The organism is Roseovarius sp. 10, from assembly GCF_033100315.1.
Lineage (GTDB): Bacteria > Pseudomonadota > Alphaproteobacteria > Rhodobacterales > Rhodobacteraceae > M30B80.
Window position 1 is genome coordinate 1,234,707 of sequence record NZ_JAWLVH010000001.1, and the last position, 20,563, is coordinate 1,255,269.

At 55.5% G+C, this 20,563-nt stretch carries 20 protein-coding genes; 15 read left to right on the forward strand and 5 right to left on the reverse strand.

What is annotated here, in order from left to right; translation table 11 throughout:
- Nucleotides 1-3: 3 nt before the first annotated feature.
- The gene (gene nrdR / locus RYZ18_RS06280; protein ID WP_317655566.1) at nucleotides 4-471 is read right to left on the reverse strand and encodes a transcriptional regulator NrdR; all 468 of its coding nucleotides are present in this window, start codon (nucleotides 469-471) and stop codon (nucleotides 4-6) included.
- Between the two features lie 276 nt (nucleotides 472-747).
- Between nrdR and rpmB the strand changes: the two genes are divergently transcribed.
- The 4 genes from rpmB to lepA all read left to right on the forward strand — a co-directional run bounded on the left by rpmB (nucleotide 748) and on the right by lepA (nucleotide 4,015).
- A complete protein-coding gene (gene rpmB, locus RYZ18_RS06285) occupies nucleotides 748-1,038 on the forward strand; it encodes a 50S ribosomal protein L28 (RefSeq protein WP_317655567.1) in 291 nt (96 codons plus the stop codon).
- A gap of 85 nt (nucleotides 1,039-1,123) precedes the next feature.
- Nucleotides 1,124-1,561, forward strand: coding sequence for a hypothetical protein (locus RYZ18_RS06290; protein WP_317655569.1), 438 nt, complete (start codon nucleotides 1,124-1,126; stop codon nucleotides 1,559-1,561).
- Nucleotides 1,562-1,610: 49 nt separating this feature from the next.
- On the forward strand, nucleotides 1,611-2,096 hold the full coding sequence (locus RYZ18_RS06295) for a copper chaperone PCu(A)C (protein WP_317655570.1): 486 nt from the start codon (nucleotides 1,611-1,613) through the stop codon (nucleotides 2,094-2,096).
- A 119-nt stretch (nucleotides 2,097-2,215) separates the two neighbouring features.
- On the forward strand, nucleotides 2,216-4,015 hold the full coding sequence (gene lepA, locus RYZ18_RS06300) for a translation elongation factor 4 (RefSeq protein WP_317655571.1): 1,800 nt from the start codon (nucleotides 2,216-2,218) through the stop codon (nucleotides 4,013-4,015).
- A 424-nt stretch (nucleotides 4,016-4,439) separates the two neighbouring features.
- Here lepA and RYZ18_RS06305 read toward each other — a convergent pair whose 3' ends face one another.
- On the reverse strand, nucleotides 4,440-5,381 hold the full coding sequence (locus tag RYZ18_RS06305; protein WP_317655573.1) for an SDH family Clp fold serine proteinase: 942 nt from the start codon (nucleotides 5,379-5,381) through the stop codon (nucleotides 4,440-4,442).
- A gap of 390 nt (nucleotides 5,382-5,771) precedes the next feature.
- Between RYZ18_RS06305 and RYZ18_RS06310 the strand changes: the two genes are divergently transcribed.
- Both RYZ18_RS06310 and RYZ18_RS06315 read left to right on the forward strand, forming a co-directional pair.
- Complete coding sequence (locus RYZ18_RS06310; protein WP_317655574.1) at nucleotides 5,772-5,954, forward strand: CTP synthetase; 183 nt, start codon at nucleotides 5,772-5,774, stop codon at nucleotides 5,952-5,954.
- A 16-nt stretch (nucleotides 5,955-5,970) separates the two neighbouring features.
- Nucleotides 5,971-6,459, forward strand: a complete 489-nt coding sequence (locus RYZ18_RS06315) for a cytochrome b (RefSeq protein WP_317655575.1) — start codon at nucleotides 5,971-5,973, stop codon at nucleotides 6,457-6,459.
- Here RYZ18_RS06315 and RYZ18_RS06320 read toward each other — a convergent pair.
- Nucleotides 6,456-7,208 (reverse strand): alpha/beta fold hydrolase, encoded by a 753-nt coding sequence (locus tag RYZ18_RS06320; protein ID WP_317655576.1) that lies wholly within the window; start codon nucleotides 7,206-7,208, stop codon nucleotides 6,456-6,458. The genes RYZ18_RS06315 and RYZ18_RS06320 overlap by 4 nt on opposite strands.
- Before the next feature lie 42 nt (nucleotides 7,209-7,250).
- Entirely contained in the window at nucleotides 7,251-8,162 is a 912-nt protein-coding gene (locus RYZ18_RS06325) for a pirin family protein (protein ID WP_317655577.1), read from the reverse strand.
- Nucleotides 8,163-8,333: 171 nt separating this feature from the next.
- Between RYZ18_RS06325 and RYZ18_RS06330 the strand changes: the two genes are divergently transcribed.
- Complete coding sequence (locus tag RYZ18_RS06330) at nucleotides 8,334-8,843, forward strand: hypothetical protein (RefSeq protein WP_317655578.1); 510 nt, start codon at nucleotides 8,334-8,336, stop codon at nucleotides 8,841-8,843.
- A 25-nt stretch (nucleotides 8,844-8,868) separates the two neighbouring features.
- Here the strand turns inward: RYZ18_RS06330 and RYZ18_RS06335 are convergent, their stop codons facing one another.
- Entirely contained in the window at nucleotides 8,869-10,305 is a 1,437-nt protein-coding gene (locus RYZ18_RS06335; protein ID WP_317655579.1) for a Glu/Leu/Phe/Val family dehydrogenase, read from the reverse strand.
- Between the two features lie 266 nt (nucleotides 10,306-10,571).
- On the opposite strand from RYZ18_RS06335, the gene RYZ18_RS06340 reads away from it, so the two are divergent.
- From RYZ18_RS06340 to dnaG, 8 genes are all read left to right on the forward strand, one after another.
- Complete coding sequence (locus RYZ18_RS06340) at nucleotides 10,572-12,209, forward strand: TadE/TadG family type IV pilus assembly protein (protein WP_317655580.1); 1,638 nt, start codon at nucleotides 10,572-10,574, stop codon at nucleotides 12,207-12,209.
- On the forward strand, nucleotides 12,206-12,751 hold the full coding sequence (locus RYZ18_RS06345) for a TadE/TadG family type IV pilus assembly protein (protein WP_317655582.1): 546 nt from the start codon (nucleotides 12,206-12,208) through the stop codon (nucleotides 12,749-12,751). Before RYZ18_RS06340 ends, RYZ18_RS06345 begins: the two co-directional genes overlap by 4 nt.
- Nucleotides 12,748-13,383 (forward strand): hypothetical protein, encoded by a 636-nt coding sequence (locus RYZ18_RS06350; protein ID WP_317655583.1) that lies wholly within the window; start codon nucleotides 12,748-12,750, stop codon nucleotides 13,381-13,383. Before RYZ18_RS06345 ends, RYZ18_RS06350 begins: the two co-directional genes overlap by 4 nt.
- Nucleotides 13,384-13,487: 104 nt before the next feature.
- Nucleotides 13,488-14,741: a sarcosine oxidase subunit beta family protein gene (locus tag RYZ18_RS06355; protein WP_317655584.1), complete on the forward strand. Its 1,254-nt coding sequence runs from the start codon at nucleotides 13,488-13,490 to the stop codon at nucleotides 14,739-14,741.
- A 14-nt stretch (nucleotides 14,742-14,755) separates the two neighbouring features.
- Entirely contained in the window at nucleotides 14,756-15,031 is a 276-nt protein-coding gene (locus tag RYZ18_RS06360) for a sarcosine oxidase subunit delta (protein WP_317655585.1), read from the forward strand.
- Nucleotides 15,021-17,960, forward strand: a complete 2,940-nt coding sequence (locus RYZ18_RS06365) for a sarcosine oxidase subunit alpha family protein (protein WP_317655586.1) — start codon at nucleotides 15,021-15,023, stop codon at nucleotides 17,958-17,960. Before RYZ18_RS06360 ends, RYZ18_RS06365 begins: the two co-directional genes overlap by 11 nt.
- Nucleotides 17,953-18,516, forward strand: coding sequence for a sarcosine oxidase subunit gamma (locus tag RYZ18_RS06370; protein ID WP_317655588.1), 564 nt, complete (start codon nucleotides 17,953-17,955; stop codon nucleotides 18,514-18,516). The genes RYZ18_RS06365 and RYZ18_RS06370 overlap by 8 nt, the downstream gene beginning before the upstream one ends.
- 78 nt (nucleotides 18,517-18,594) lie before the next feature.
- A complete protein-coding gene (gene dnaG, locus RYZ18_RS06375) occupies nucleotides 18,595-20,547 on the forward strand; it encodes a DNA primase (protein WP_317655590.1) in 1,953 nt (650 codons plus the stop codon).
- Nucleotides 20,548-20,563 lie beyond the last annotated feature (16 nt).

The following is a 20,563-nucleotide window of genomic DNA, read 5'->3' on the forward strand; positions in this document are numbered from 1 at the left end:
GGCTCACCCCTCAGGGGGGATCGGCGGGCGCAATTCAGCAACGAAATCTTCGAAATCATCCGCAGCTTGGAAATTCTTATACACGCTCGCAAAGCGCACATAGGCGACTGTATCAATCCGCGCGAGGCTTTCCATCACGATCTCACCGATGGTTTTCGATGGAATATCCGTGTCGCCGATGCTTTCCAAACGCCGCACAATGCCAGAGATCATTTGATCAATCCGCTCAGGCTCGACCGGACGCTTCTGCATAGAAATACGAATGGAGCGTTCAAGCTTATCGCGGTCGAAATCTTCGCGCTTACCATTGGTTTTCACGACCACCAAATCGCGCAGTTGCACCCTTTCATAAGTGGTGAACCGTCCCCCACAGCCTGGGCAGAGCCTACGGCGGCGAATGGCGACATGGTCTTCGGCGGGGCGGCTGTCTTTGACTTGGGTGTCAACATTTCCGCAAAAGGGGCAACGCATGGTGGTTCCTTATCCCTGCTCAATATCCTGCATCTGGATGCTAGTTATCCACAGCCAGTCTAGGGGAATCAATAGGGATTGGGTAGAGGCAGGTTCAAACTACTGCATTTTGCGACAAAACTGCGCTTTCCAAGATCTCGGACGGAAGCAGAAATCTTGCCGATGAATCGCTTGACACCTGCGGCGAAGGCCCGTATCCCCTCGCGAGATTAAGGGGCGTGGAGCCTTCCGCGCCCTTTTATAGTTATACACCGTTCTTATGACGAGGATGATCCAATGTCACGCGTCTGCGAATTGACTGGCAAGGGGCCGATGTCTGGCAACAATGTCAGCCATGCCAACAACAAAACCAAGCGCCGCTTCCTGCCAAACCTGACGGAAGTGAATTTGGGCTCTGAAATTCTTGATCGCAGCTTCAAACTGCGTGTTTCCAACTCTGCTTTGCGCACCGTAGATGCGCGCGGCGGTTTGGATGCTGTTCTTCTGCGCGCGAAGGATGACGTCTTGTCGCCCCGCGCCTTGAAGATCAAGCGCGAGATTGCCAAAGCGCAAGCTGCGCAAGCCTAATCACCGCTTATCGAGATCCTGACCTTCGCGGGTGAGGATGCTGCAAGAAACGCCCCCGACCCTTGGTTGCGGGGTGTTTCGTTTTATGCGGCAACGCGACACCATCGCGCAGGGCCAGACATTGTTTTTTGTGGTTTTGATTGGCGCCATGATACGCAAGGCTTCCAATTGGCTGATGACAGCGCTGATTGCGCTGATGGTGCTAACGAGCAGCGCCCATGCCATGGCGCGCGGTCAAATGGTTTGGGGCGACTTAACGACATTATGCCTCGGGGCCGAGCAGGTCTGGATCGCCACCGATGCGCAGGGCTTGCCACTTCTGGATCAAGACGGGGCGCCTGTCGCGCACAAACACGCCTGCCTTGATTGCCATCTGGCCCATGCCGCCCCGCTGATCCTCAGCCCTGCTTGGCAGGCTAATGCAAGCTATCATAAATTTGACCAGACACGCGAAGCCCCCACCCTAATTGGGGCCTCTCTCCCCCGCCACAAACAGGCCCGCGCACCCCCCATCCTTCTGTGAGTTCAACCCTATTTGAATTTCAACACAGATCTGGATGGAGATATCCAAAATGAAAAAACAGTTTTTCCTCGCGGCAGCCCTCTGCGCGCTGCCCTCTTTCGCGTTGGCCGATATGGTCGTCAGCGATGCCTATGCCCGCAGCACAGGCCCCTCGGCCCCCACAGGTGCGGCCTTTATGCAAATCACCAACGATACGGGCCAAGATGACGTCATCACGGGCGTGACGTCAGATGCGGCTGCCAAAGTCGAGCTACACACCCATATCGCCGATGGGGATGGGGTGATGCGTATGGTGCATGTCGAAGAAGGGTTTCCCATTGCAGCAGGCGAAACCATCTTCCTAGAACGTGGCGGCAAGCACGTGATGTTCATGGGGCTGAATGCACCGATGGAAAATGGTGCTGAGATCGAAGTGACGTTCACCTTCGAGACGGCAAGCCCGCTGACAGTGACCATCCCCGTTGATCTTGATCGCATGCCCGAAGGTCATTCCATGAGTGGCCACGGGTCGATGGGCGAAGGCCATAACAACTGATCCCGCAAACCCGCGCAGGCAGGGCATGTGCTTGCGCGGGTTTATCATCTGAGCCCTCTTTCCTATTGGCCCGCCTTGCGCTATCTGACCGCTTACTGCACGCATAGCCTAGGGCCAACATGACCGAGCTTTCTCGCATTCGTAACTTCTCCATCGTGGCGCATATCGACCACGGCAAATCCACCTTGGCGGATCGCCTGATTCAATTGACAGGCACAGTGGCCGAGCGAGATATGAAAGAGCAATTGCTTGACGCGATGGATATCGAGCGCGAGCGCGGGATCACCATCAAGGCCAATACTGTGCGGATTGAATACCCTGCCAAGGACGGCCAGACCTATGTTCTGAACCTGATCGACACGCCCGGCCATGTCGATTTCGCCTATGAGGTCAGCCGCTCGATGCGGGCGGTGGAAGGGTCGCTATTGGTTGTGGATGCCAGCCAAGGGGTTGAAGCGCAGACCTTGGCCAATGTGTATCAGGCGATTGAAGCGGATCATGAGATTGTTCCCGTTCTCAATAAGATTGACCTGCCTGCCGCCGAACCTGAACGGGTTTGCGAACAGATCGAAGATGTGATCGGGATTGATGCCTCGGACGCGGTCATGATTTCCGCGAAAACGGGTTTGGGCATCCCTGACGTTCTAGAGGCAATCGTCACCCGCCTGCCTGCACCCACAGGTGACGCGAATGCACCGCTAAAAGCGATGCTGATCGACAGCTATTATGACCCTTATCTGGGCGTGGTCGTTCTGATCCGCGTTGTGGATGGCAAGATCAAAAAGGGCGACCGCGTCCGTATGATAAAAACGGGCGGGCTGTATCAAATTGACCGCCTAGGCGTGTTCCGCCCGCGGATGGAAAATATTGCAGAGCTCGGGCCAGGCGAGATCGGGTTTCTGACCGCCTCCATCAAACAGGTGCGCGACACCCGTGTGGGCGACACCATCACCCATGATAAAGGCGGCTGTGCGGCAGCGCTTCCTGGGTTCAAGCCCTCGATCCCTGTGGTGTTCTGCGGCCTTTTCCCTGTGGATGCCAATGACTTCGAAGACCTGCGCGATGCGATTGAGAAATTGGCCCTCAATGACGCAAGCTTTACCTATGAGATGGAAACCTCGGCCGCGCTTGGGTTCGGCTTCCGCTGCGGGTTCTTGGGTCTTTTGCACCTTGAGGTCATCCGCGACCGTCTCGAGCGTGAATATGATATCGACCTTATCACCACCGCACCTTCGGTGATTTATCATGTGCATATGCGGGATGGGTCGATGGTGGAATTGCACAATCCCGCCGATATGCCCGACCTGACCTATGTCGATCATATCGAAGAACCGCGGATCAAGGCCACGATCCTTGTGCCTGATGATTTCTTGGGCGATGTCCTGAAACTCTGCCAAGACCGCCGCGGGGTGCAGCTTGACCTCACCTATGCGGGCAACCGCGCGATGGTGGTCTATGATTTGCCGCTGAACGAAGTTGTGTTTGACTTCTACGACCGCCTGAAATCGGTCACCAAAGGCTATGCCAGCTTTGACTATCAGATGACGGGCTATCAGCAGGATTACTTGGTCAAAATGCAAATTCTGGTGAATGATGAGCCAGTTGATGCCCTATCGACCATGGTGCATCGGGACCGCGCCGAACAGCGGGGCCGCATGATGTGCGAAAAGCTCAAAGAGCTGATCCCCCGCCATATGTTCAAAATCCCGATCCAAGCCGCGATTGGCGGGCGCATCATCGCACGCGAAACCTTGGCCGCGCTGCGCAAGGACGTGACCGCAAAATGTTATGGCGGGGATGCCACCCGCAAGCGGAAACTCTTGGATAAGCAGAAAGCGGGCAAGAAGAAGATGCGCCAATTCGGCAAGGTCGAAATCCCGCAAAGCGCGTTCATCAACGCGTTGAAGATGGATGATTGAGCATTAATCAGAGCGTTTGGTTCAGTAATTTTTCAAGCGATGCCAATCACGCACAGGTCGTGCCAATGGTAATAAGACAATGCGTCCTAGAACTACCACCATCAAAAAATTGGTCGGGGGCCAATGCTAGGTCCCAGTTAACCGCTTACAGTGCCTTAAGTTACGCTCAACCACTTAGGGCGTAGGCAGGCAAAATTATGCACTGCGTATGAAGCGGGCTAAGGTAGAAAGCTGCTCTTTTCCTCGCCTAAGATTGGCAACCCAGCGAACCTCTCTATCGGCACAATGTACGGGATTGGTCTTACATCCGAAAAAAGGTCCGCTAATAGCTCGGCATCGCGCAAAGCGCCTTCCAACTCTTCAGGCTGCCGCTGGTGGGCGAGCAGCTTCCGTACATCACCAGTTATGCTCATCGCTTCCTCCCTCACAACGGAACATTGTGACTATGTAGCATGAATTCCGTACGCATACGATCCACAAAACCAGTTAAAGGATCGTTATATTCTCGTATGGCATTTCGCAGTGCCTCATCATCAGAATAATCGTCAATCTCAATTCTTAGATCAGTAAGCTTTTTCACGTCTAGGCTCCGTCCGTGAGATCGCCACATTCGATGATCGGCTAAATCCCGCGCAATCTGCTCAGCGCGTTCGGCTTTTTCGTGTTCAGTGACTGGCGCCCCACGATTTGTAGTGCGATGTTGCGTCCAATTGCGGAACTTGTACTCCACTAACCACTTCTTAAGAAGTTCTATTGAGAGCTCACGAGCTTGCTCGAAAAGTGCAAGTTTAGCGAGATCAAGGCTTTTCAACATTACAACGTCGGCTGGTGCAAGCTGCCCCTTAACCGTCAACTCTTGCACTTTATCAAGGTATCCAAGCGCTGGCACGTAGTCTCCAGTATCTGGGGTGGGCACTTGAGGATCAATCGGACCTAAGGTTGATGCATAGTCCATATAAATCTTGTCACCAGACATACAAAATATTGTTCCTGCCGACATCGCAACGTCCGGCACGACGAAGTTGACTGTATTGTAATGCTTACGAAGGACCCCGACCATACGTTCTGTGGTTTCGGCTGACCCGCCACCAGTTCTTAGTATCACAGATATTGCGTTGTCACTACGTTTGCTTGCGCGCTTTACCTGTTCAACAAAATCGCGGAAGTATCGAAAATACTGAGGGTATATGCTTCCATGATAAAAAATTACGTCTGACTCCAGCACGCCTTCAAGTTTTTGCGCTCGGTTGTTCACAACCTCGAAGATCGACCTGTCAAAATGATCGGGTGTCATGATATGCTCAGTGCGACGTCTGTTTGTTGTTAAAAATATATATTTTTTTTGTAATGACAACATCGGAATCATTGCCCGTACGCCCCAAGCTCGCGCTCCAATCAAAAACTACCGCATTAGCAACTCCAGCGATGAGCATTGAAGCGCAGGGTAACAAACAGCTATCCCTCCCGCGTCCAATACTCCCACGCCCTTTTTGTAGCCAACTGACCCGCGGCTTTGCCTTGACATCACGGCCCCGCGCGCGCTCTGATGAGGGGGCGCAACAGTCGGGCCAGCGGCTTTGCGCAGTGATGGGGGTAAATGGTGGCCTTGTGCTGCGTCGGAAGTAGGGTCTGGGGCCACGCTTTCGGCGCAGGTCATATTTTCTCAATGAATTGACCAAAATCAAGGCGGACTGGCCCCACCTCTGCCATCCTGCCCTCATGGGGAACGCGCCTCATGCGATAAAGGGGGTGTTAGATGCGCCTGTTCTTGCTTTTGTTCACATTGGCCGCGACAGCTTTGGCGGGGATCGGCGTAACAGCTGTGTTGGCCGCAGGTCTTGACGGGTGGCAGCCGATTGCCATTGCCGCAGGGGGTGGTGCGGTCATTGCCTTGCCCGCTGCGTGGATCATAGCGGGGCGTATTAAGGCATTAACCTGATAGGAACGGAAAAGAGATGTCAAAACCACTGGGCTATAGCGGCACGCAGATTGCGCTGCATTGGGGCATAGCCGCCCTGATCATTTATCAATTCGTCTACCACGAAGGCATTGAAGAGGCCTATGAGCAGGCGCTTGAAACAGGCGTTTACGCGCAATCCTTGGGATGGGCGAGCCACGCCATTCCTGGGATTTTGGTGCTGCTTTTGGTGATCTGGCGGCTTGTTCTGCGCCTGCGGCGCGGCGCGCCTGATGCCCCCGCAGAAGAGCCCGCGATTTTCGCGCGGCTATCGCATCTCGCCCATTGGGCCTTTTATGCGCTGATGCTGGCCTTGCCAATCACAGGGATGCTGGCATGGGGCGGTCAGATTGAGGCGAGCGCCGAGGTGCATGAGGTTCTCAAGTCGCTTCTCATGCTTTTGGTCTTGGTGCATGTGGGCGCGGTCTTGGTGCATCAATTTGTCTGGAAGACCAATATCATGCAGCGCATGAAACGCGCAGGTTAGCCTAAGAACACCTTGAGGCTTTCCACAAATTCCCGCGGGGTGTCAGCATGCAGCCAATGCCCCGCTTGCGGAATTTCTGCGAATTTCGCATTGGGAAACAGCGCCTTAATGGCGGGGCGATGCTCGGGGCGGACATAATCGGAACGCCCGCCCGACAGGAACAAGATATCCCCCGCAAAGGGGGTGAAATCCCCCTCAGGCCAGCTTGTGATCTTCGCCATTTCGCGCGAGAGAACATCTAAGTTTAGCCGCCACGCCTGTGCCTTAACATCCAGCGATTGCAGCAAAAACGCGCGCACCCCTGCATCGTTCACATGGGCCTGCAATTGGCGATCTGCATCCCCGCGTGTCGCAACCGCACTGAGATCAACTGCGCGCATGGCATCAATCATCGGTTGTTGCGAATGGCCATAGGTCACGGGGGCAATATCCGCGATCACGGCGCGGCGGATCAAATCGGGCCGCGTCAGAGCCAGCATCATCACCGCCTTGCCTCCCATCGAATGGCCAACCACATCGGCACAGGCGCCATGCGCCTCGATCACTTGGGCCAGATCATTGGCCAGATCAGGGTAGCTGTGACTGTCATACCATGGGCTTGCGCCGTGGTTGCGCATATCAACGGTGAGGCAATGCCGTTCGACCCGTTTCGCAATCACACCCCAATTGCGCGCTGATCCATAAAGACCATGCGCGATTAAAAGCGGCGGGCGATCCTGCGGCGTGCCATGTTCGACAATGTTCAACATAGGCCGCTTCTTAGGGGATCCCCCGCCCCTTGGAAAGGTGACTTAATGCGCGGGCGCCACAAAGGTGCCATTGCGCAAATCCGCAATGGCTTGGCGGATTTCGTCTTGGGTATTCATCACAATTGGCCCATGCCACGCGACAGGTTCTTCAATCGGTGCACCCGAAATCAGAAGGAACCGCACACCTTCAGGCCCCGCCTGCACAGTGATCTCATCGCCTGTGCCAAATCGGATCAAGGTGCGATCGCCCGACATATCGCGAATGTTCACTTCTTGCCCCATGACCTCTTTTTCCAAAAGCACGCCTGTGGGTTGGCTTGCATCCGCGAATGCGGCTTGGCCTTCGAAGACATAGGCAAAGGCGCGGCGATAGGTGTCGATGCGGAAGGTTTTCTTCACGCCCGCAGGGATCGAAATATCCAAATATTGAGGATCAGCGGCAATGCCATCAACGGGGCCCTTCTTGCCCCAAAACTCCCCAACGATCACTTTGACGCGGGTGCCATCATCATCAATCACCTCTGGGATTTCTTGCGCGGCGACATCTTGATAGCGCGGATCTGTCATTTTCATAGATGACGGCAGATTGCCCCACAGCTGAAATCCGTGCATTTGCCCTTTGGCGTTTCCGAGCGGCATTTCTTGGTGCAAGATGCCCCGCCCTGCGGTCATCCATTGCACCGAACCTGCCCCCAATTTGCCAGTATTGCCAAGGCTGTCTGAATGCTCAACCGTGCCTGCCAGCACATAGGTGATTGTCTCAATCCCACGATGGGGATGCCAAGGGAACCCTTTCTGGAAATAGGCGGGATCTTCGTTACGAAAATCGTCAAACAACAAGAACGGATCAAGTTCGGTTGGATCTTGAAAGCCAAAGGCGCGGTGCAAATGCACCCCTGCCCCTTCCAACGTGGGCTTTGCGCTGCGCGCTTCGACAACAGGACGGATCGACATAAGCTTTCTCCTTCTCATGCCCCTTAAGATCTTTGGGGCGTGTCGTGAGTGAAACTAGGGCGCATCCCGCACCATGACAATCTGCACAAATCCGCAAAAAGATGTGCATCTTTGCGAGGGCCGATATTCCATGTATGAGCGGGGAGCAGATTTCAGCGAAAGGAATGCTTCGTGGCCAAGAAACGCGCCCAAGACGAGATTATCGGCTATATCGCCCCCAATATTGCCCGCCGCAGCTTTGCGGTGTTTTGTTTGGGTGGCCTAGGGTTTCTTCTGATCATGATTGCGGCCACAAACCCGCCCCAACATATCTTCTGGCTCTTGCTGTTGATTGTGTTTGGCGTGGGGTCATTGGGGATGACCTATAAATTGTGGGAAGCCTCATCGCACAAATTGATCCTAACCCGCGAATGCCTACGCGAAGAGAATGGCCGCGTGCTGTTCCATATAGACAATGTCGAAAGCGTGGATCGCGGGTTTTTCGCGATGAAGCCCGCGGGAGGCTTTATCGTCTTTTTGCACAAACCCGAGGAAGGGGGTCGCGTTTATGCCCCTGGTCTTTGGCGGCGTTGGGGGAAATCTGTGGCTGTTGGCGGCGTCACATCCGCAGGCGAAGCCAAGGCCGTAGCTGATTTGATCAAAATCATATTGGCGGAGCGGGATTTGGGGGCGAAATCCTAAAGCGCGAACCCGCCCCCGAAAGAGGTCATAACCCTTTTGCGCGATAGCTTGCCGCCACACGAGCAATGGACACCAAAAATCCCGCCATCCGCAAATCAGGCACATCGTGGCGATCGTGCCAGACCTCGCGCATCGCCTGATAGGCGGTGCGCATCGTATCATCGAGGCCCGAACGCACCAATTCCAACTCTCCTGCGCCGCGCAGATATTTTTGTTTGAAATCGGGCGACAACGTCCAACCAATGCCCGTGTCGCGCGACAGCCGCTCCAGCTCATTTACGATCAATTCATGGCGGCTTTCTTCTTGGCGGCGCTGCATCCGACCAAATCGGATATGTGACAGGTTCTTCACCCACTCGAAATAGGACACGGTCACGCCACCCGCATTGGCGTAAAGATCAGGAATAATCACCACGCCCTTTTCGCGCAGCACATCATCCGCGCCAGCGGTGATCGGGCCATTGGCCGCCTCAATGATGAGCGGTGCTTTGATCCGCGCGGCATTGGACAGGTTAATCACCCCTTCAAGCGCTGCAGGGATCAGGATATCGCACTCAGCCTCAAGCGCAGAGGCGCCATCCTCGATGAAGGTGCCGCCTTTGAAATCACGCACACCGCCCGTGGCAACGATATGTGCGCGCAGGGCTTCGATATCCAAACCCTGATCATTATGAACCGCGCCATCGCGTTCGATCACATGGGTAATCTTTGCGCCATCCTCATCACGCAGAAACAGCGCCGCATGATAGCCCACATTGCCCAAGCCCTGCACAATGATACGCTTGCCCTCAAGGTCGCCCGATAGATTGGCCGCCTTGATATCCTCTGGATGGCGAAAGAATTCCCGCAAGGCATATTGCACGCCTCGCCCTGTGGCCTCGATACGGCCTTGAATACCCCCCGCATGAATGGGTTTCCCTGTAACGCAGGCCTTTGCATTAATGTCGGTTGTGTTCATGCGAGCATATTGATCTGCAATCACCGCCATCTCACGCTCGCCCGTGCCCATATCTGGGGCGGGCACGTTTTGACTGGGGTTGATGAGATCACGCTTGATCAACTCATAGGCAAAGCGGCGGGTGATGCGGTCGAGTTCATCTTCATCCCATTCGCGCGGGTCAATGCACAGACCACCCTTCGAGCCACCAAATGGCGCCTCTACAAGCGCACATTTAAACGTCATCAGGGACGCCAAGGCCTCAACCTCATCTTGATTGACATTGGGGGCATAGCGGATGCCACCTTTTACAGGTTCCATATGCTCGGAATGCACCGAGCGATAACCTGTAAAGGTCTTAATTTCGCCGCGTAGCTTAACGCCAAAACGCACCACATAGGTGGAATTGCAGACGCGAATTTTCTCCTCCAATCCGGGGGAGAGATCCATCAACGCGGCCGCACGGTTGAACATCAGTTCAACGGATTGACGAAAACTCGGTTCATTTGCAGGGATGCTGGCCATAGCTGTTCCTTCCTTAGACAGCGAACAAAACGGCGCGGGTGCGATTAAATTTACATATCCCCCCTCATCGCACCCAAACTTTGCCAAATCATGACACTCAAAAAGGGTTTGTGATCTGTGTCACACTTCGAACCCTACGCCTTGCCACGAAGATTGCAAAAAACTTCGTAAACTCTTCCCGTAATCGCCGCATTTTCGCCGCTCTTTGAGGACATGACAGGAAAGCCTCCGCCAAATCTGCGGTGGGTCAGGTCAATGGATTGAGGATGATGCAGGGAAAACCGAAAACGGCACAGCTTTGCCGCCATGGTTTGGGCGCGAACCGATTCTGGCGGGACGAGCAAGGATCGGTCACGATCTTTGTGGTGCTGTTGACGATGGTCATGGTTAGCCTTGGCGGCTTGGCGGTGGATGTGATCCGCTTCGAATCTCAACGGGCGCAATTGCAAAGCGCGATTGATCGTGCGGTTCTTTCTGCGGCAGGCACCGCCAATGATGAGGCCGAAGTTTCTAGCATCGTCACACAATATTTGAACGCGCAAAACATTACGCCCTCGCGATTAACCCCTGATTATTTCATCCAAGATGGTCGGCGGATCACAGGGGTGCGCGTAGAACAAGATGTTCGCACCTATTTCTTGCGCTATTTCGGATTCAACACCTTGCGGGCAGAGGCCAATTCGCGGGCGGAACAGAATATTCGCTCAGTCGAAATCTCGCTGGTTCTGGATCGCTCAGGTTCCATGCTGGACAATTCCAAGTTGGACTGGATGAAGACCGCAGCGACCAATTTCGTGACAGAGATGCTTGGAAATAACCGAAGCAGCGATGTGGTTTCGATCTCAGTCATTCCTTTCAATGATCGCATTGTTGCGGGGACTGCACTGGCGGGCGTGTTCAATTTTACCGAAGAACACTCCTTCAGCACCTGTGCCAAATTTCCAGATGACAGTTTCTCATCGGTTGCGGTCACCCCATTTGACCCAATCGAGCGCACCATGCATTTCGATTATATCTACCAATATAATTGGATACCCTTCGCACAGGCCTATTGCCCAACGGATGACGTGAACGCGATCTTGCCTTGGTCTAACGATGAAGCCGAGATTAATGCCCATATCCAAGGCTTGGTGGCAGAAGGTTTTGCGCGACCTGACCAAGCGTTGAAATGGGGCGCGGCCCTGCTTGACCCTGCGGCACAGCCTGCCGCGGCAGTTCTGGCCAGCGATGGCGAGATTCCCGCGAGCTTTGCAAATAGACCAACCGCTTATAGCAATGACGCGTTAAAGGTCATCGTCTTGATCGCCGATGGCATGGCCAGCGGTGAAAGCCCTGATGTGGCACAACAATTCAAACGCGGATTTGCGCCCATCTACCGCTTTGAAGCGGGCGGTGTTGTGCGATGGTCAACCTATCATGCCGCGGCTGGTCGTTATTATGTCACAAGCGGCGCAGCCCCCTTTGATACCGCAGGCACATGGCAGTCTGAGCCCTTTGGCGGTGCAGCAGCGCAGCAACTGACGTGGCCTGAACTTTGGGCAACGCGGACATCAAGGTCGATCCTGTTTGACTTTTATTACCCGATGACAATCCGCGCGGCCCTAGACGGCTTGGTCGGATGGGGCAACGCGTATGATGCGTATTTTAACTTCAGCGACAATGCGATCTCTCTGGCCGATACGACCGCCCGCTCAAACCAGAATTTCGAGACCCTCTGCGCGGCAGCTGCGGCGCGTGACATTGTGATCTTTACGATCTCGCTGGATGCGACTGAATCAGACGCCGCTATATTGCAAAATTGCGCTGCGACAACCTCCAACCATTACTTAACGCGCAGCAGCAACCTGACGGATGCTTTCGCCTCGATCTCCGAGGCCATCGGTATGTTGAGGCTGATTGAATGAAACATCTTCACACATGGATCAAAGACGAGAGCGGCGCTTCGACCCTCGAATTCGTGCTCTTATTTCCCGTGGTCTTTTCGGTGTTTTTGATGTCGCTTGAGACATCCATCATCATCGTGCGCCAAGCTATGTTGGAACGGGCGGTCGACATCACCTCGCGGAGCTTACGCCTCTCTTCGCGACTTGATCTGACAACTGACACAGTCGCAGACATGATCTGTGACAAGGCACGGATTATCCGGAATTGCCACGAGACAATCTCTCTCGATCTGCGCTCGATTGTGCGGCCAAGCTATGTGCTGCCTTCACGCGATGCGATGTGTATCGACCGCAACACCCTGCTACGTCCCGTGACGCGGTTTGAGCCAAGCCAGACCTTGCCCAATGAATTGATGCTTCTGCGCGTCTGTGTCGAGATTGATCCGTTATTGCGGGTTTCGGCCTTGATGGCCCAAATCAATGGCGACACCAGCGGGCGTTTGTTCATGGAAGCAAGCACGATTTTCGTGTCTGAACCCATCACTGAGGTGGCCCAACAATGAGGCGCGTAATTAAAAAATTCCTGCACCAAACACAGGGCGCAATCGCGATTGAAGTCGCGCTTATCCTGCCCGTGTTGATCGCCATTATCGTCACTTGCTTGGCGCTGTATGACGGGTTTCGTCATTACACCATGACCACGCGCGCCAGTAATGTTTTGGCAGATTCCATATCGCGCATTGAAGCCGTTCTGACCCCTGAGGATATTGAGGGATTATTGAACGTGTTTCGCTACATGACCCATCAAGAAACAGGCACGTCTTTGCGCGTGTCGCAGTTTAAGCGGATCAATGATGAGGTAACGCTAGATTGGTCATATGGGGCAGGCGATCTTGCAGCAATGGATGGCGCCACCGCCATCTCAGCCCGTTCACGCCTTCCCGCCTTGCCAGAGGGCAGCCACATCTTGTTGGTCGAAACCCGCTTTGTCTACGAGCCGATTTTGAATTTCGATATGCCTACGCGGGTGTTCGACAACTTCATGCCAACACGGCCTCGATTTGGGGATCGGGTGATCTTTTCCTTGGCGTCTGGTGCGCAATACTGCGTCAGCAATTGCAACATCTCAGAAGGGATCGGGATGGAACCTGTCCCTGCGCCCGAGGGCGAAGCGCCCACCCTGCCCCAGCCCTAGGTGATACTGAAAGAGTCGGCAAAATACCCGAGTTTGTCGCAACTTGACGAAACCCTTCTGCGCTGCTGTCCTAGGGTGAGCTTAGGGACAAAGGGAGAGGTCAGATGCGCTATTCAGGCCTTCGTGTGATCAGCGAAGGATTGCGAGGGCAAAAATCATGGACGCGCGCGTGGCGCGATCCTGCTCCAAAAGCGCAGTATGACATGATTATCATTGGCGGTGGCGGCCACGGTCTGGCAACCGCCTATTACCTCGCCAAAAATCATGGCATCACAAATATTGCCGTGCTTGAGAAGGGCTATTTGGGCGGTGGCAATATCGGTCGTAATACCACCATTGTGCGCGCAAATTACCTACTTGAAGGCAATTCTCAATTTTACAGCCATTCTCTGAAACTGTGGGAAGGGCTAGAGCAAGACCTGAATTACAATGTCATGCACAGCCAGCGCGGCATCATCAACCTGTTCCATTCAGACGGGCAACGCGATGCCTTTGCGCGGCGCGGGAATGCGATGATCAATCAAGGCGATGATGCGATCTTGTTGGATCGTGATGAATTGCGGCGCATGATCCCCTATCTCGATTATGATCAAACCCGTTTCCCAATTTTTGGCGGGCTCTACCACAAACGCGGCGGCACAGCGCGCCATGATGCGGTGGCTTGGGGCTATGCCCGCGCGGCGGATCAACGTGGTGTAGACCTCATCCAGAATTGCGAAGTCACAGGGATTGATGTGCATCAGGGCCGCGTCACGAGTGTCCAAACCACGCGGGGTGCCATTAGCGCACGCAAGATTGGCGTTGTGGTGGCGGGACGCAGTTCTCAGGTGGCCGCAATGGCAGGTCTGCGCTTGCCCATTGAGAGCCATGTGTTGCAGGCCTTTGTCACCGAAGGGCTAAAGCCCGCAATTGACCATGTGATCACTTATGGCATGGGGCATTTCTATATCAGCCAGTCTGACAAGGGCGGACTGGTCTTTGGCGGTGACCTTGATTTTTATGCATCCTATGCCTCGCGCGGGAACCTGCCCACTGCAGAGCATGTGGTGGAAACAGGTATGACTCTCATGCCGATGATCGGACAGGCCAAAATGCTGCGCTCTTGGGGCGGGATTATGGATATGTCCTCGGATGGCAGCCCCATTATCGACAAAAGCCCGATTGAGGGCCTCTATTTGAATTGTGGGTGGTGTTATGGCGGCTTTAAGGCCGTGCCGGGATCGGGTTATGCCTTCGCACATCTTATGGCCACAGATCAGCCGCATCAAAGCGCCGAGCGCTATCGCCTCGACCGGTTTGAGACGGGGCGGGGCCTCATGGATGAAGAAGGCCGCGGCAGCCAACATAATTTGCATTAGAGATCGAGACGGTTATGCGCATCCCCTGCCCCATTTGCGGCCAAAGAGACAGCCGCGAATTTCGTCCCAAAGGCGATATCACATATGCAGATCGCCCTGCGGCTGAGGCGGGCGCGGCGGCGTGGCACAGCTATCTGCATTTGCGAGACAATCAACCGGGCCAAATCGTTGAGATTTGGCGTCATGCACACGGCTGCGGGGCGTGGATATCTGTCACTCGAAACACAGTCAGCCACGCCATCCTAGGGGCACAGTTGCTCCGCGATCGAGGGCAAGATCATGCGGGTTGAGGGCAAAGGACGGATCAATCGCGACAAGCCGCTCAATTTCACCTTTGACGGCAAAACCTATCAGGGGTTCGAGGGCGATAGCCTTGCCTCTGCCCTTCTGGCCAATGATGTCGCATTGGTCGGGCGCAGTTTCAAATATCACCGCCCTCGCGGGATCGTGACGGCAGGCTCGGATGATCCAAACGGCTTGGTTGAACTGTCACGCGGGCCATATGGGGCCGCAATCCCGAACACACGCGCCACGATGCAATCCCTCTATGAGGGGCTTGTTGCGCACAGTCAAAACCATCTCGGGCCGCTTGGGTTTGATCTTTTGGCCGTGAATGATCTGGCCGCGCCCTTCTTAAGCGCGGGGTTTTACTACAAAACATTCATGTGGCCGCGCCGCTTTTGGGAAGCGGTGTACGAACCCCTGATCCGCCGCGCAGCGGGTTTGGGCCGCTTGTCCCGCGAGATGCAGGCAGAACCATCTGAAAAGGCCTTTGGGCATTGTGATCTTCTGGTCATTGGCGCTGGCCCTTCGGGCCTGACTGCCGCCCTTGTCGCGGCTGAAGCGGGCGCGGATGTGATCCTTGTTGACGAGAACACAGAACTCGGCGGCAGGCTTTGGCTTGAGGATGCTGCGATTGACGATATGCCTGCGCAAACTTGGCTCGCGCAGATATCGGCCAAGCTTTCTGCAATGCCCAATGTGCGTATCATGCCGCGTTGCACAGTCACGGGGGCCTATGATGGTGGCACCTATGGCATGATCGAGCGCGTGGGACTTGAGCAGGCCCCAAGTGGCACTGTGCCGCGCGAATGTTTCTGGCGCATCACTGCGCGCGCTGCGATTTTGGCCACGGGCGCGGTTGAACGGCCCATTGCATTTGCAGACAATGACCGCCCGGCCATTATGATGGCAGGCGCAATGCGATCCTATCTCGACCGCTACGGCGTCTTACCAGCGCGCAAAATCGCGCTGTTTGTCAGCACGGATCAAGGACATCGCGATGCGCTTGCCTTGCAGGCCGCGGGGGCAACCCTTGCCGCCGTCATCGACCCGCGCAGCGATGCACCTGCGCTTGGCGATTATCCCCTTTATCGTGGTGCGGAGGTCGTGGCGACACGCGGCCGCACGCGTATCTCGGGCATAACCATTCGTGATGCCGCGGGAAAAACCACCGATATGGACATCGGCGCTTTGGGAATGTCTGGGGGATGGAACCCCAATATTCACCTTGCCTGCCATATGGGCGCCCGCGCAATTTGGAACGCGGAGAAATCCTGTTTTCTTGCCCCTGAGGGCGCGGTGCCTGCCCTGCATTACGCAGGCAGTGCTGCAGGATATTTCAGCACTGCCGAGTGTTTCACCTCGGGGTTTGCAGCGGCGATCAATGCCCTGTCCGAATTGGGCCTGACGGCCCCTCATACGCCCTGCCCAATCGCCCCCGCTTCGCGCGAGACAGCGAGGCCCCATTGGGTGGTTTCTGGCAAAAAGCGGGCATGGATAGATTTCGCCAATGATGTGACCACCAAAGATATCCGCCTTGCCGCGCAAGAAGGGTATCAATCGGTCGAACATATGAAGCGCTACACGACCCAAGGAATGGCGCCCGATCAAGGACGCAGTTCAAACACGACCGCGATTGCGGTTTTGGCAGATGCCACGGGTCGTGGAATTTCCGAGACTGGCACGACAACCTATCGCCCACCTTTTGTGCCCGTGTCCCTTGGTGCGATTGGCGCAGGCGCGCAAGGCAAAGGGTTTGCACCCGAACGCCTGACCACCAGCCATGCAGCAAGTGTTGCTCGCAATGCCCCGATGGTGGCCACGGGCCTGTGGTATCGTGCGTCCTATTTCCCACAAAATGGCGAGACAACGTGGCTGCAATCCTGCAACCGCGAGGTGGGCTATGTGCGCAATGCGGTCGGTGTTGTCGATGTTTCCACTTTGGGCAAAATCGCCGTGTCTGGCCCGGATGCCGCGCGGTTCCTTGATTTTGTCTACAGCAATATGATGTCGACCCTGCCAGAGGGGCGTGTGCGCTATGGTTTGATGCTGCGCGAAGATGGGTTTGTTATGGATGACGGAACCTGCGCGCGCGTAGGCCCCTATGACTATGTGATCACCACGACAACCGCCGCCGCAGCCGAGGTCATGGCGCATCTGGAATTTGTGGCGCAGGTCTTTTGCCCTAATTGGAAACTCAGCCTGACTTCTACAACAGAGGCTTGGGCGCAATTCGCGGTTGCAGGGCCAAAGGCGTTCGACCTCGTGGCGGGTCTGACCAAAGGACTGCGCCGCGATGAATTGCCCTTTATGGGATGGGTCGCGCGGGATGTTTTGGGCGTGCCTGCCCGCATTTTCCGCATCTCTTTCTCAGGCGAGGAAGGGTATGAAATCGCGGTTCCCGTGGGCTATGGCGCAAGCCTTTATGACGTGCTTTTGACCCGCGCCGAAGCGATGGAGGGCGGGCCTTATGGGGTCGAGGCCCTCAACGTCTTGCGCCTTGAAAAGGGCTTTATCACCCATGCCGAAATCAATGGCCGCGTGACCGCGGGTGACTTGGGCATGGCGGGGCTATTGTCCAAGAAGAAAAGTGATTTCATCGGCCGTGCAGGCGCAGCGCGCGAAGGGCTGCTTGACCCTGCGCGCCCTGCATTAATCGGGTTGCGCCCTGTTGATGGCCAATCAAAAATTCTTGCAGGCGGGCATTTGTTCGAGGCCGATGCAAAACCCAGTCGGGAAACCTCAAAAGGCTACGTATCTTCCGCCTGTTTCTCGCCGACCTTGGGCCATCCAATCGCACTTGGCTTCTTTGTGGATGGGCGCGCACGACATGGGGATCAAGTAAAAATGGTTGATCATCTGCGCGGGCAAGAAACCCTTTGCGAGATTTGCCCGCCTGTCTTCTTTGACCCTGACGGAGGGCGGATGCGTGACTGATCTTTCCCTAGCCCCAGTTGTAACGGGCCCCAGTGAAATCTCTCATGGCGCGATGCAGCTCAGCATTGATGCCCCCCAAAACATCACGGCACTCTTGCCCCATCCAAACTGCCTTGATGCGGTGAACACGATCCTGAAATCTGATTTGGGCCTAAAATTTCCTGCGCCTAGTGAGGTCGTCACACACGACACACTGCGGCTGATTTGGAACGGGCTAGATCATGCGCTTCTTTTGGGGACTTCAGCCCCCCTCGCCCCCTTGGCACCTTACGCGCTTTTGGCAGATCAAAGCGGGGCTTTGGCGCGGTTCACGCTGACAGGGCCTGATCTGGCCGAGGTTTTGGCGCGGCTTTGTCCGTTGGACCTGCGCCCCACCGCCTTCGGGCCATGGCGTTCTGCGCGCAGTTTATTGGGCCATATTGATGCGCTATTTGTGACATCCGATGAAAAAGGTCACATCGAGATATTTGTGATGCGATCCATGGCGCAATCCGCCCTGACCGAACTGACCCATGCAATGCAAGGGGTGGCGGCGCGCAGATCAGCCGCACTATGAGTTTGCCCACAGGGTTCTCCACAGAGGATCACACGGCGGCATCTGGACAGCGCCCGCGTTCGCGAAGATACTCGCCCCATGAGTTTGCCGCCTGGATTTTTGGATGAATTGCGCACCCGCATCTCGCTGTCGCAGGTGGTCGGGCGCAAAGTCATGTGGGACAACCGCAAATCCAATGCGGCCAAGGGGGATATGTGGGCCCCTTGCCCCTTTCACCAAGAGAAAACTGCATCCTTCCATGTCGATGATCGCAAGGGGTTTTATTATTGTTTCGGCTGTCAGGCCAAAGGCGATGCAATCAGCTTTGTGAAAGATACTGAAAATGTCAGCTTCATAGAGGCGATTGAAATTCTTGCGCGTGAGGCAGGGATGCCCATGCCAGAACGAGATCCACGCGCACAGGAAAAATCAGACGCGCGCGAGAATTTGGCACAGGCCACCGAGGCGGCGGTGCAATTCTATAAGCTACAGTTGAAATCCTCTGCGGCCCGTGACGCGCGGGATTATCTTGAAAAGCGGGGCCTAGATGAAGCCACGCTTGCACGGTTTGAAATCGGCTTTGCCCCATCAGCACGGCGCGGGACCTTTGAGGCATTGCAGGCCAAAGGTATCGCTGCCGAGGATATCATCACCGCAGGGATTGCCAGCAAACCCGATGATGGTGGCGCGCCTTATGATGCGTTTCGAGATCGGATCATGTTTCCCATCCGTGATCCGCGCGGGCGCTGCATCGGCTTTGGCGGGCGCGCGATGGATCCGAACGCACGCGCCAAATATCTCAACAGTCGCGAGACACCTCTGTTCGACAAGGGGCGCGCCTTGTTCAATCACGGCCCCGCCCGCGAAGCCGCGGGCAAGGGCCAGCCTTTGATCGTGGCAGAAGGCTATATGGATGTCATCGCGCTATGGCGTGCAGGGTTTGAGGCGGCGGTGGCCCCGCTTGGCATCGCCATCACCGCCGATCAATTACAACTCATGTGGCGCATTTCGCCCGAGCCGATCATCGCCCTTGACGGCGACAAGGCGGGCTTGCGCGCCGCAATGCGCCTGATTGATCTAGCCCTGCCCTTGTTGGGTGCGCAAAAATCCCTGCGGTTTTGCATCCTTCCTGAGGGCCAGGACCCTGATGATCTGATCCGTGCCAAAGGGCGCGGCGCAATGCAAACCCTGATTGAAGGGGCGCAGCCCTTGGTCAACCTCTTGTGGCAACGCGAAACCGAAGGCCGTGTTTTTGACAGCCCCGAACGGCGCGCCGAGTTGGACAAATCTTTGCGCCGCGCCACGGCACAGATCCAAGATCCTGATTTACGCCACCACTACGATACAGCATTCAAAGACCTCAAATGGCAGCTGTTCCGCCAAAAACGGCAGAGTTCCGCAGCACCTAAAACAGCCCGCAGCCCCCGCAAGGCTGGGTTTGTGCGCCCTGACCTCCCTCTCGAACCTTTGGCGGAAACCCGTGCCTCGGCCCTCGCATCAGGGGCAATTAGCGAAAAAGATCTGCGTTGGTCGGTCATCTTGGCGTTGTTGTGTCTTTACCCCGCCTTGCTCGATCATTTTGAGCCGCAGCTTGACCGACTGCACCCTGAGCTGGAGGAATATCGCCGCCTGAGCGCGCATCTTTTGGGGACGCGATGCCGTGACAAAGAAAGCCTTAACCAAGAATTAGAGGCTTTTGGGTTATCTCCCCTTCTTGAAAATCTGCTCTCAATGGGCCATGTCCGCATTACACCGCCCGTTTTATCGCAGGGCGCCGAAGACAAAGCACGAGACTGCCTCACGGAGGAATTCGCGAAACTGGCCGCGTGGCATGGGATCGACCATGAAATGGCCGAAGCCCTTGAGGGGTTGGATCGCACCGAAGACGATCCGCACCTGTCATGGCGTTTAACTCAGGCCTTAAAGACGTTACAACAAGCCACAAAGCCGAAAAGAAACGACCAAGCGGATGCCAGTGAAGACACATCTGCATATTCAAACCGCCTGCGCCACTTGATAGAGGAGCGTGTGTGGGAGAAGAAAAAACGCTAATCCGCTTTGCGAATCA